Below are 11,520 nucleotides of genomic sequence, written 5' to 3'. Positions count from 1 at the left end.
CCCCAATTCACGCCCTGCTGTAACAAATTTCCAAAAGTCCTCAGCAGTTTTTACACAAGGGATACGAGGCAGTTCTTTAGAGAGGTTATCAGCATAACGGGTACGATAATCTTTCGAATGTAAGATCCCATAAACATAATAGAATAGATCATCTTTTGTTATGGTTTCATTAGGATAAGCTGCTTTAAAATGGGCTAGCCCTTCATCCGTAATGGCATCATGGCGTCGTAAACTAGCATTTTTGCTTTCCTTTATAGAGTTTGCAAATAAATGAGACTGATCTTCATTTTTACTTTTTAAGGGTTCAATATTTTCATAAAAATATCTTGGGAAACATTGGTTACCACCATCCATCATATTAAGATTAGGCAAATCCTTAGCCATTAAAACAGAAAAACTACTTCTTGCTCCTATCGCAGAAATTTGTATTACTTTATTTTCAACCACTTTCCCCATAGGAAATATTCGAGGCATTTTATAAATCATTTCATTAAAGGTGTGATTATAATAAAGCCATTGACGTGTAAAAGGACGATAAAGGCTTTGAATAAGGCATGTATCTTCAAATTCAAAAATTTTTCCTTTGACCAATTCTTGTTTTAGAGCACGGCTCCAACTTATCTTGCTCTCATCTGTATTGACGAAATTATCTATAGCATTCTTGCGTAACTTATAATCAGCATATGAATAGCTATTATTAAAACGTTCAACCTCACTGTTATAGAAGGCAATCATGTTATTCATGTTCTTTGCTAAAACTTCACAGCTTGAATTATACGTCCATGCATCACGATTGGTTACAACTCCGAGAGAAAATATTTCAAAAAACTTTTTACCATGACCTTTCTTAACACCTATTGTTAGGAATGTTTTAAAACTTTCATCACGTTGATGTATCCAATCACCATGTTCGTCTGGTGTAATCATTTTCCAACCGTTTTCATGTGTAATACCATCAATGCTACCAAAATACTCAAGAGCTATAAGTTTTTCTTTTGTCGTGAGATTATTACCAATGTCATGATAGTAAATTTTACAGTCTCCAGAAGCTTTGGGATTTTTGATAAACAGCGTTACGGCAATACCTGTCATACTTCCATTGCCAAAAACATTCTCACCTTCTTGAGCTTTCCCATTGCTTAACATATTTTTACGAAGATCCCCACGCAAATTAAGCACGTAAATACTTGTAAATTCTTTAGCTAAAGACTTTCGTAAACCGTCCATTATCGATTTTTCTATGTAACCAGAACCAGAAACAAAGCCGATTACTCCAGCATTATCAATACGATCACTAGCCCAACGAATGGCGCGGATATAACTGTCATAAAGTTTTCGTATATTAGTAGCTTTAGATTGAGCAGCATAAGTTTCACGAATACGATTATCCAATCCGTGATAAGATGTATTTGGATTATTATCATTAGCGTTTTTTTGTCCTACCGAATAAGGGGGATTACCAAAAATAACTTTGATATCCAGTTTCTTTTGATGTTCTAAATATTCACTGTTCTCTTTGAGTATACCTTCCATCAAGTCTTTTTCTTTAAGCATCTGAAACGTATCAGCCAAACCAATATGCTTAAATGGAATATACTCTCCTTTCATAAGATTATGATAGATCGATTCAATGTTAATGGCAGCGATATAATAAGCCAGTAAAACAATCTCATTGGCATGGATATCATGACGGAATTTATATTCTATATCTTCTGGTTTTATGAGATTGGATTGTAAAAGCCGTGTGATAAAAGTACCTGTTCCTGTAAAAGGGTCGAGAATAGAAACACCCCGTGACCCCAAACTTTTTCCAAACTCATTGCGTAAAACATCATCAACAGAGTGAATGATAAAATCCACAACCTCAACGGGGGTATAAACAATCCCAAGCCTATCCGTGGTTTTCTTAAATGCCTTGGTAAAAAAATCTTCATAAAGCTTGATAATAAGGTTCTGTTTTGCTTGGGGTTCGGTAATCCCTGCTGTACAGAACGTGATACTTTTGTAGAATTTATCAAGATCTTTTGCTTCTTCCTCAATATTGGTTTTATCAAGTTTCGCTAAGATCTTTTCCATGGCTTGCGAGATACTATTGTTCTGGACAAATTTATTGCCTTCAAATACGGGACGCGTCACAAGATGTTGTCCTAACATCTCTAGCGCTTCCTCTTGGGTAATACTGTCGTTTAAATTACTCTATTAACTCCTTATGAAAGCTCTCAAAAGCATAATAGGCTTTACTGGTTTTATCAGAAAGGATATCTTTAAGGAGAAAATTAGTTCCTTTATATGAAGTGATCAATGATCGTTCAGGTGATGTGGTGAATTTTTTTCGGGTGTTGCAACGCCATTATTACCCTTTCATGGATCTGTTGGAGTTCCAGGTGAGTAGCCGTGAGGCGTTTGAACGGTTACGCACCCAAGATCCCAAGACCCTGACAGATTTAGAGCGGGCATTGCGGTTTTTATATCTGCAGCGGTTGAGTTTTGGTGGCAAAGTGGCACAACAGACGTTTGGAGTTGATCCACACCGTGGTGCACGGTTTAATAGTCTCAAACTTGAATCCTCCTTAAAGCTTATTTACCGTCGTTTAGCAGGTGTGACCATTGAACATTTAGATTGGTTTGAGTTTATTAGGCGCTATGATCGTCCCAACATCTTGTTTTACCTTGATCCGCCTTATTGGGGTGTTGAGGATTACTATGGCAAGGATTTGTTTAAGCGAGAGGATTATCAGAGGATGTCCACACTGCTTGCACAATTAAAGGGAAAGTTTCTTCTGTCACATCAATGATGTGCCGGAGATTCGCACAAGCTTTAGCCCATTTAAGATAAAAGAGGTCACCATATCTTATACATGCAGTTCAAATAATCCAATTCCAGCTCAAGAGCTCATCATCTCAAATTGCGACTTTTAGCAAAGGAGAAAAAGCTGCCTTAAAGGGTCTTTAAATGATCTTTGAAGACCCCTTTAATTTTTTAAAAAAGACGTGAATTTTAAAAATGAATTGCTGCAAAACCTGCTGTCAAATTCTGCAAAACCTGCTGACAAGCTACATACAAGACGTATAGAATCAATAATTTATAGCACGACAAAAGTGCTGTGGCGGAGGGGGTAGGAATGCTATATTTATATAAATATCAATAGATTATATAGAAGTTCGGGAATTTTGATTCCGTTGATTCTTTTAATTTATTTTCTGCCTATCCCGAACCTTTTTAGAGCTTATTCTCGATCATTTAGTTCTAAATTTATCTTTTATTTTCTCTTCTTTCAGATATTAAGAAAGATGGCTGTGAGAGAAGGAATTGTGTTAGAGATCTGCTAAGGTTATTGTGTTTCAAAGGTTGCTTTTTAACACCTTTTGAACTATATTACCACCTTATTGTAAGGTAGGAGTATAGTCATGGCTACAACTGTTAAACTGTCTGATGATCTCATTAATGAGGCTAAGCGTTACGCGTCTGTTTATAGCCGCTCGGTTCCTAAGCAAATTGAATATTGGTCGCGTATGGGCAAAATAGCCGAAGAAAATCCAGATCTCTCCTTTCAATTTATTCAAGCAATCTTACTTGGACAACAAGAAAATGCAGATGGCGATGTAACAGCATTCGAATTTGGCTGAATCTATGCAAGTTTTACAAACCCATTCATTTAAAAAAACTGTCAAAAAACTGCATGCCAACCAAAAACAAGATCTAGACCAAGCTGTTCGCGTCATTATGAAAACGCCCACCATTGGTCAAGCCAAAACAGGTGATCTTTCTGGTGTTTTTGTCTATAAATTTAAAATGGCCAAGCAATTGACGCTGCTTGCTTACAGCTATGAAGATCACACGATTACTTTGACCTTGTTAGCACTTGGCTCTCATGAAAATTTTTACCGAGATCTTAAAGCATAATATATTTTACAACTTGATAGAGGCACACAGCATTAATTTTACTAAAGTTCTCCAGTGCTAAAGGTATTAAGCCAAAATTTATAGACATGATCAAGCTATATTGGGCACCTAATTGCGGCATAATATTTTTAGCTAAACCGATTGGAGGACTTTGCAGCAAAGGAGTACTGCACTCATCTGCTATTACATACCTCTAACTTGAGTTAAAAACAAAGCTCTTCCGTACCCCCCAACAAATGGCTTTGTCATGATAGAACTTTACTAGATTAGAGGTAAGTCAGTAGCATCTGTTATAAATTTAACGCTTCGCACTTTCCTCGGTAAATTCAAACCGCAAAATACTAAATACAACTAAGTCCTATAGCTCAATGCGCACATAATCATGCATGGTGTTTCTACGCTCAACAAGTTACACCTCAGTTCTCTTGCGCAAATACGAATAAGAAGGGTTTAATCTGCTAATTTTAGCTCAGTCTTAAGTACGACGTAATGAAAAATAATATAAAATAAATTTACAAAAATGATTGACTAGGATATTAAAACACGATAACGATTCATGCAATGCAAGTCCGCAAGAGGAGATAAGGTATTGCATTTTAATTGAAGGTTTAGTTTTTAAGGAAAGTAAAAGCCTTATCCAACTAAGGCTCCGTGGGGAGGGGGCCATTACATGCAAGAACAAACATTTGTAAATTATAAGAAAAATGCTTATGAATTGGGCGTGGAGCGTTTACGCTCCATGGAATTGGTCGAGACCCCTTCAATTCTTGAAGAAATGGCCGATGCTGCCCCTGATCTTGCAAAATTCATCATCTCTTTTGTGTATGGAGAAATTTATGAGCGACCTCACTTAACAAGCCGTATTCGGCAGCTTGCCACCGTTGCCATCTTTGCAACTCTCGGTAATGCAAGACGGCAACTCAAATTCCACCTTACCAGTGCTCTTAATATTGGGTGTAGTCCTGCTGAGCTGATTGAAGTAATGATACAGTTGGCACTTTATGCAGGGGTTCCAGCAGCCTTAAATGGTGTTTTTGCTGCAAAAGAGGTCTTTGATGAAAAGCAACTAGACTTCATATCTAGTTGCGGCTCGCCATTAGTATGCGAGGATCGCTACGAATCTGGACTGAAGGCACTAGAACATATTGATGGCCCGATGGACAAATGATTATTAAGACACTGGGTAGCATTGCTCCAGACTTATCTCGTTTTGTTGTTGAGTTTGGGTTTGGTGATATCTACACACGGCCTATCCTCAGCTTCTTTGAACGGGAAATTATAACGGTGGCAGCGTTAGGAACTGCGATTCCACAGCTGAAGCTGCATATACAGGGTCTGCTTAATGTAGGTGGCACGCCCGAACAGGTGATTGAATTAGCAAGTCACATTGCTCCTTATGCAGGCTTTCCTGCAGCGATTAATGTCGTTGAAATTGCTAAAGAAGTTTTTGCCTCACGCAAGGAGACATAGAGAAATTTATTTGCCAGCAACATCATTATTATCAAAAGCGTGATACTTACGAATTTAATTTTTTCTTAATTTCAAGGAGAATTTAATGTCTACACCGTATCTTTTAATTACAGAAATATATCCTAAAGAAAACCAAACTCTAGCATTCTCCTCTAAAAAGGTATTTCCTTTTAATGAGACGTCTTTACATGAAATATTAGTTCTTTAGTTATTCAACCTAATCACAATAAACTTTAAGGCTATCTTATTATTTAAACAATTTAATAATACTCAATACATTAAACATAATACAGTAATACATAATGCATGGCTAAAAATAAACTAGCTGAATATTAATGATTACAACTTCATGTATAGAAAATGCTAAACGAAATGATAAAAAACACGACCGGAATTTACTCACAACAACAGAAACGTATTTTAGTCACAGGAGGCGCTCGCGGCATCGGTAAAGCAATTGTTCTAAACTTATTGAAAAATGGTCATAAGGTAGCAAGTGCAGACATCATTGACATAGAACTACCAACCTCCATCGATACGGCAAACTTATGTAAATTGATTGTTGATATCCGCGATAAAGAAGCCATTGACTCTTCTGTCCATAAGGTTATCTCAGAATTTGGTGGTCTTGATGTCTTAGTTAATGTAGCAGGCATTTGTTATAGTGGCGATCCAGAAACAATTGATGCTCAAGAATGTGCTGAAACATTTGATGTGAATATTAAAGGAATGTTCTATATAACAGCTGCTACTTTACCCTATCTAAAAAAGGAAATTCGCGCCGATATTATAAATATTTCATCCATATGGGGTGTAGAATACAATCCTTCTTTAATTTCATATTCTTCTTCTAAATTTGCTGTAGAGGGCTATACTGGTGGGTTGCGCTTATGGGGAATGCCACAAAATATTCGTGTTTGTTCAATCCAAGTTGATAAAGTTAATACGGATTTTCGTCGCAATTTTAAAGGATTCCCAGAGATACCTCCAGAGAATCTTGCCAAAATGCTTCACCCAGATGACATTGCTTCTGCGGTCAACTTTATTCTTTCCTCATCTAATACCGCACAAATTTCTTCTATACGTCTCGATGCTCCACTTTGGTATCAAGTATAAGGATCTATCCAATGAAAATCACGCCCAGAATAGCTCTTGTCTTAACCTTCGTAGGAACCTTTTTTTGGGGTTCCAATTTCCAAGCCACTAAGATAGCTTTAACGACTGTTTCTCCATGGACAGCTTCTTTTGAGCGGTTTCTCATTGCCGTAATCGCTATATTTTTAATTATGATTTTCAAAGAAGGCTTGCGGTGGCATGTTTTATCGCAAAATTTTATTTCTTATATTTTCCTAGGGATTATCGGTGTGGCAGGGTTTAATGGCGCTTTATTTGTTGGCTTGCAAACGTCAAATCCCATAACAGCCTCCCTCATCATGGCGACAACCCCTATTAGTGCTAATATTATTGAAGCTATCATGAATAAATCTTTCCCAACCTGTGAGAGGGTTATAGGGATGCTCATTAGCATGTTCGGGGTCTATTTAGTCATAACAAATGGGAGATTTTTGTCTAACCATGTTTCCTTTGCCAAAGGAGATATTATGATTCTTTTAGGTTCCATTGGTTGGGCGTTCTATACCGTGGGCACGCGGTCATTTGTCAAGAACGCAACCCCGCTTGAAACAACAAGCTGGACGATGCTCTCTGGCACCGTCGCCCTTGGCGTCCTAACCTTTTTATTCGAATCCCCTCTTCAAGAAACGATGTCTATGTCCGGCGCTAGTTTATTCGCACTCCTTTGGATAGGGGTTGCAGGATCAGTTTTAGCCTACCTATTTTGGAATATTGGAATAGCGATCCGAGGTCCGGGTAAGACGGCGATATTTTTCAATTTTGTACCTATTTCAGCCTTATTGGTGCAAATCCTGTTCGGCTTCATCCCTCAAATCATGCAAATCATAGGCGTTTTTGTTACGATTTTTGGAGTTCTAATCGGACAAGGCTATATATTCAGCTTACTAGGATCTAGAAAAGCCGTTCCCAATGCGCATAAAGAGTAATATACTTTTTAAGATGAATGGAAATTGGCGTGTTATTTTTCGCTTTATCGGAACAGATGTGGAGCTTGTTGATTATCAAGATTACCATTGATGAAAGGAATGAAAACAAATGACGCATAACCCCGCCCATTCTAGTGAAGTTCTAAAAGTAGCTTTTTTAGAAGAAATGGGGATAACAATACAAAAATTAGCGTATCGCCTTCATATAACAAAATACGTATTTATTGTCAATTAATTTATGAACTTTTTTGATATTTTTTATGTTTTTTTAAAATACATTATGTGTAAATATTTATCATATGCTTATAAAACACTTCTTTTGTATTATGTGCTTTTAAAGCTATATTATGGGCTTTATTAAGCGATTGCGTTATTTTTTGAATCTATAACATTTATAATATTTAGAAACGCTCTCATCATGAGTATTTTTAACTTTATAACCTATCATGTTTTTTACTAAATGGTTTTTAAAGATTTCTGTTAATTTCTTTTATAACACATTTGCAACTTAACAGTCTTTTATAGGGATTGTCTTTATAACCAATGCTTTCATTTGCAATGTAATTATAAAACCTGCTTTTTTCACACATTCTCTATAGCCCTTATCTGCTTTATAGCCACCGCATCATTTTTCATTTTTATAAGAGAAATGATAATTTTGATTTATTGCTTCTTATAAAAACATCTAAAAAGAGAGATTGATAACTATAGAGATGAGCAAAATCCCTTTTAATAAACTAGAGAATGATTAAAACACGTCTTAAAAAAACATGTGATCTTTTAAAGCCTTAAAAAGACAGTTTATAATCATAAGAAATGCTATCAAGATCATTATTGGTTATGAGTTTTGAAGGTTTTGAAGGTTCCTTTTAGGATGCTCTTATTTATTTTGTAAATCGAAAATAAAAGTTATTATATTTCAATGTGTTAATTTTTATGAAGTTTTCAAAAAACAACCTATAGTGATATTATAAAGCTATAAACACAACTAACAATATGTTTTGAAGGTGTTAGGAACCTTCAAAACCTATCAAGATAAATATACATATTTTAGCTTGTGTATTTTCTCTTGTTCTTACTTTTCATAAAATTAAACGCGCCTCTTTTGTTTTATAAAGAGAGGGTGTTTTTATAGAAGGGCTTTTAATGATTTTGGTTATTTCTATTTACAATGGTTTATAATTTAGAGGGCATTTAAACAGCCTTATGATACATAACCTTATAACCAATGCTTTCATTTGCAATGTAATTATGAAAACCGGCTGTTTTTATGTATTCACTATAGCTGTTATCTTCTTTATAGCCACCGCATCATTTTTCATTTTCATAAGATAAATGATAATTGTGGTTTATTGCTTTTTATGAAAACATCTAAAAAGAGAATGATAATTACAAAGATTAGCAAAATATCTTTAAGGTATTTTTATCAATTCACTTTAATAGATAAATTTATGATTTTAGTTAGTGGTTTTAACACATCTTATGAAAAGCATATGATCCTTTAAAGCATTTCAAAAAAAAGATTTATAGTTATGAGAAATGTTATTAAGACGTATTTATAGAGGTATTTTAAAAAATAATGAGAGTAAGCAGTTATTTAAAAACCATATTAAGTGAATTTTCAAAAAATAACTTATATTAATAACATCTATAAATACCATTAATGATATATGTTATTCAGTTTCATTAAATAGTGAATAATTTAAACGAGCTTATGAAAACAATAAAGCTATCATTTGAGATGACGGTATAACCTTTTAAAGGTAATCCAAAAGAAGCATACTCTATTTAAGAGTGGATTTCTTATAAGTCTTAAAGCAATCCAAATAAGGGTGTTTAAAAGTGCAAATGCTCTTTTTTTAGAATAACGCATATAAACACTTCTTTTAAGATTGTATCTAATCAACTTAATAAAAGAGGTATAGATTATGGTTATAAGACTCTATACCCCTTATAAGATAGCATACCCATTATATGAGCATACCTTAATAAGCTTATTCAGTTTCTTTAATTTCTAATTTTGGTAAGTTCTTAACGATTTTCATTGTCTCTAAACTTACGGTAATAACCCTTTGAAACAATTCTAGAGGGTATGCAGGGTTTCCAACGGTTTCAACAGCATAGCGATTGGCATCATTCACAATACCACTCTTTTTATCTGTTTTTACACATTGACGCCCCATAACCCATTCAAGAGCAGGTCTACCATTGACGATATACTCATAAGCCTCAAGAGGGATATCTGTCATAATGATATTGCTATTATAAATAACCGTTGTTTTATCCTTTTCCTTACTATTCTTAATTTTTGCGAATTTCATTTCTGTGACGTAGTAAAATTCTTCTGGATTAGAAATATCAGTCTGTTTTGGATTGCCTTTTTTAAATGTGACTGGATAGGGTTCCACATCTTCATAGTTTACGTGCAAATGACCGAGTTCACGTCCTGCTATCACAAATTTCCAAAAATCATCAGTACTCTTTACACAAGGGATACGAGGTAATTCTTTAGAGAGGTTATCAGCATAATGGGCGCGATAATCTTCCGAATGTAAGATTCCGTAAACATAATAGAATAGATCCTCTTTTGTTATGGTTTCATTAGGATAAGCCGCTTTAAAATGGGTTAAACCTTCATCCGTAATGGCATCACGCCGTTGTAAATCAGATGTTGTGTTTTCTTCTGTAGAATTCGTAAATAGATAAGACTGATCTTTATTTTTACTTTTTAAGACCGTAGTGTCTTCGTAAATATACCGTGGAAAGCATTGACCTTTATCCATTGCGTCATGATTAGGCAAAACTTTAGACATCAAAACAGAAAAACCGCTTCTTGCTCCTATACCTGTAACTTGTATTACTTTATTTTCAACAATTTTCCTCATAGGAAACATACATGGTATTTGATAGAGAGATTCATTGAAAATACGATTATAATAGAGCCATTGCCGTGTAAAAGGACGGTATAGGCTTTGAATAAGGCATGTCTCTTCAAACTCAAAAATCTTTTCTCTCGTTAAATGTTGTTTAAGATTAAGACTCCAACTTATTTTTTTAGCATCAGAATTTACGAAATCGTCTACAATATTGGTACGTGTTTTACGGTCAGCATGTGGATAGACAGCATTAAAACGTTCTACTTCACGGTTATAGAAAGTAATCATATTACTCATGTTTTTAGTTAAAACTTCACAGCTTGAGTTATAAGCCCAAGCATCACGATTAGTTTTTAGACCACAAGAATAAATCTCAAAAAGTTTTTTATCATGACTTTTCTTATCACCTGTAGTTTTATCACCTATGACTAAAAATGATTTGAAGCTATCATTACGTTGATGTAGCCAATCACCATATTTGTCTGGTGTAATTGTTTTCCAGATTTGTTTAGATGCAATATTTCCAATACTACCTAAGCACTCAAGAGCGGCAAGTTTTTCTTTTGTCGTAAGGTTATTACCAATATCATGATAGTAAATTTTACAATCTCCAGAAGCATTAGGATTTTTGATAAATAGTGTTACGGCGATACCGGTCATACTTCCATTACCAAAAACATTTTCTCCTTCTTTGGCTTTCCCATTGCTTAACATGTTTTTACGAATATCCCCCCGTAAATTAAGTACATAAATACTGGTAAATTCTTTGGCTAAAGATTTACGCAAGCTGTCCATTGTTGGCTTTTCTATGTAACCAGAACCAGAAACAAAGCCGATCACTCCAGCATTATCAATACGGTCACTAGCCCAGCGGATAGCACGGATATAACTGTCGTAAAGTGCTTGCACACAAGTTGTTTTTGATTGAGCAGCATAAGTTTCACCAATACGTTTATCTAATACGTGATAAGATCTATTTGGATTATTATCGTTTTCGCTTTTTTGACCTGTTGAATAAGGGGGATTACCAAAGATAACTTTGATATCCAGTTTCTTTTGATGTTCTAAATATTCACTGTTTTCTTTAAATAATTTTTGTAGCAGATTTCTCTCTTCAAGCATTCGAAACGTATCAGCCAAACCAATATGTTTGAAAGGAATGTACTCTCCTTTCATAAGACTATGATAGGTCGATTCAATGTTAATGGCG

General features: G+C 35.0%; 7 protein-coding genes and 4 pseudogenes. 9 read left to right on the top strand and 2 right to left on the bottom strand.

Annotated features, from left to right (window positions below; genetic code table 11):
• A pseudogene (locus tag FNZ60_RS09250) lies at nucleotides 1-2,269 on the bottom strand (type ISP restriction/modification enzyme); the annotation flags it as partial.
• Here FNZ60_RS09250 and FNZ60_RS09245 point away from each other — a divergent pair.
• The 9 genes and pseudogenes from FNZ60_RS09245 to FNZ60_RS10505 all read left to right on the top strand — a co-directional run.
• Nucleotides 2,241-2,919: pseudogene (locus tag FNZ60_RS09245) on the top strand (DNA adenine methylase). The pseudogenes FNZ60_RS09250 and FNZ60_RS09245 sit on opposite strands and share 29 nt — an antisense overlap.
• Before the next feature lie 489 nt (nucleotides 2,920-3,408).
• Nucleotides 3,409-3,627, top strand: coding sequence for a TA system antitoxin ParD family protein (locus tag FNZ60_RS09240; RefSeq protein ID WP_005773872.1), 219 nt, complete (start codon nucleotides 3,409-3,411; stop codon nucleotides 3,625-3,627).
• The gene (locus tag FNZ60_RS09235) at nucleotides 3,620-3,904 is read left to right on the top strand and encodes a type II toxin-antitoxin system RelE/ParE family toxin (protein WP_246054788.1); all 285 of its coding nucleotides are present in this window, start codon (nucleotides 3,620-3,622) and stop codon (nucleotides 3,902-3,904) included. The genes FNZ60_RS09240 and FNZ60_RS09235 overlap by 8 nt, the downstream gene beginning before the upstream one ends.
• Before the next feature lie 670 nt (nucleotides 3,905-4,574).
• Nucleotides 4,575-5,072: a carboxymuconolactone decarboxylase family protein gene (locus FNZ60_RS10355; protein ID WP_246054787.1), complete on the top strand. Its 498-nt coding sequence runs from the start codon at nucleotides 4,575-4,577 to the stop codon at nucleotides 5,070-5,072.
• Nucleotides 5,069-5,374 carry a carboxymuconolactone decarboxylase family protein gene (locus FNZ60_RS09900; RefSeq protein ID WP_210243986.1) on the top strand — a complete coding sequence of 102 codons (306 nt, stop codon included), beginning with the start codon at nucleotides 5,069-5,071 and terminating at the stop codon, nucleotides 5,372-5,374. The genes FNZ60_RS10355 and FNZ60_RS09900 overlap by 4 nt, the downstream gene beginning before the upstream one ends.
• Before the next feature lie 372 nt (nucleotides 5,375-5,746).
• Complete coding sequence (locus FNZ60_RS09225) at nucleotides 5,747-6,490, top strand: SDR family oxidoreductase (RefSeq protein ID WP_142417271.1); 744 nt, start codon at nucleotides 5,747-5,749, stop codon at nucleotides 6,488-6,490.
• A gap of 11 nt (nucleotides 6,491-6,501) precedes the next feature.
• Nucleotides 6,502-7,434 carry a DMT family transporter gene (locus FNZ60_RS09220; RefSeq protein WP_142417270.1) on the top strand — a complete coding sequence of 311 codons (933 nt, stop codon included), beginning with the start codon at nucleotides 6,502-6,504 and terminating at the stop codon, nucleotides 7,432-7,434.
• 13 nt (nucleotides 7,435-7,447) lie between these two features.
• A pseudogene (locus FNZ60_RS10350) lies at nucleotides 7,448-7,525 on the top strand (type II toxin-antitoxin system RelE/ParE family toxin); the annotation flags it as partial.
• An 18-nt stretch (nucleotides 7,526-7,543) separates the two neighbouring features.
• Nucleotides 7,544-7,648, top strand: a pseudogene (locus FNZ60_RS10505) (helix-turn-helix domain-containing protein); the annotation flags it as partial.
• A 1,780-nt stretch (nucleotides 7,649-9,428) separates the two neighbouring features.
• On the opposite strand, the gene FNZ60_RS09205 reads toward FNZ60_RS10505, so the two are convergent.
• On the bottom strand, nucleotides 9,429-11,520 hold a 2,092-nt coding region (locus FNZ60_RS09205; RefSeq protein ID WP_342774763.1), incomplete at its 5' end, for a type ISP restriction/modification enzyme.

It is taken from the genome of Bartonella massiliensis (assembly GCF_902150025.1).
In the GTDB taxonomy this organism is placed as follows: Bacteria; Pseudomonadota; Alphaproteobacteria; order Rhizobiales; family Rhizobiaceae; genus Bartonella; species Bartonella massiliensis.
This window is presented reverse-complemented; position numbering and strand designations above follow the sequence as displayed.